The 1107-nt window shown below is 58.2% G+C and carries 1 protein-coding gene; it reads left to right on the forward strand.

The genetic code is table 11. The annotated features are described in order from the left end of the window. On the forward strand, positions 1-1001 hold a 1001-nt coding region (locus tag ACH4J0_RS43160; protein ID WP_361230740.1), incomplete at its 5' end, for an IS256 family transposase. Positions 1002-1107: the final 106 nt, after the last annotated feature.

Here is a 1107-nt window from a genome sequence, read left to right on the forward strand (position 1 = left end):
GGCCGGTGGAGATCGAAGTGCCACGCGACGTCGATTCTTCGTTCGACCCGCAGATTGTTAAGAAGCGTCAGCGACGCTTGACGGGTATCGATGAGATCGTATTGTCATTGACGGCAAAGGGTTTGACGACCGGCGAGATATCCGCGCACTTTCAAGATATTTACGGAGCGTCGGTGTCGAAGGACACGATCTCGCGGATCACCGACAAGGTCGTCGGGGAAATGACGGAGTGGCAGAACCGGCCACTTGATCGGGTGTATCCGGTGATGTTCATCGATGCGGTGCACGTGAAGGTTCGCGATGGGCAGGTCACCAACCGGCCGATGTATGTCGCGATCGGCGTCACCGTCAATGGCGAACGCGACATCCTCGGGATCTGGGCCGGCGAGGGCGGAGAGGGCGCAAAGTTCTGGCTCTCGGTCCTGACCGAGATCAAGAACCGTGGTGTGGCGGACGTCTGCATCGTTGTGTGCGACGGACTCAAAGGATTGCCTGAAGCGATCAACACCGTCTGGGAACTCGCTGTGGTGCAGACGTGCATTATTCATCTGATACGCAACACTTTTCGCTTTGCCTCTCGTAAATATTGGGATGCGATGGCGCGTGATCTCAAACCTGTCTACACCGCTCCGTCGGAGTTTGCGGCCAGGGAACGATTCGCTGAGTTCACGCAGAAATGGGGGCAGCAGTATCCAGCGATTATCAAGATGTGGGACAACGCGTGGAGTGAGTTCGTTCCGTTCCTGGACTACGACGTCGAGATCAGGCGCGTCATCTGCTCGACGAACGCGATCGAGTCTGTCAACGCTCGCTACAGGCGCGCAGTACGGGCGCGTGGGCACTTCCCGACTGAGCAGGCGGCGCTCAAATGCTTGTACTTGGCCACGCGTGCTCTGGACCCGACAGGGAAAGGTAAGGCACGATGGGCAATGAGGTGGAAGCCCGCGCTCAATGCGTTTGCGATCACCTTCGAAGGACGCATCACCCTGAACGGTAACTAACCGACATCAAGGTCGGATCCACCGTTAATCGGACACTCCCGCTGCGGCACAGGATCGAGCGGCAGTGCGAGTAGTGGAAGTGACAGTGGTAGCGCCGGTGCGTTCG

Origin of the sequence: Kitasatospora sp. NPDC017646, assembly GCF_044329365.1 — a bacterium.
Lineage (GTDB): Bacteria > Actinomycetota > Actinomycetes > Streptomycetales > Streptomycetaceae > Kitasatospora.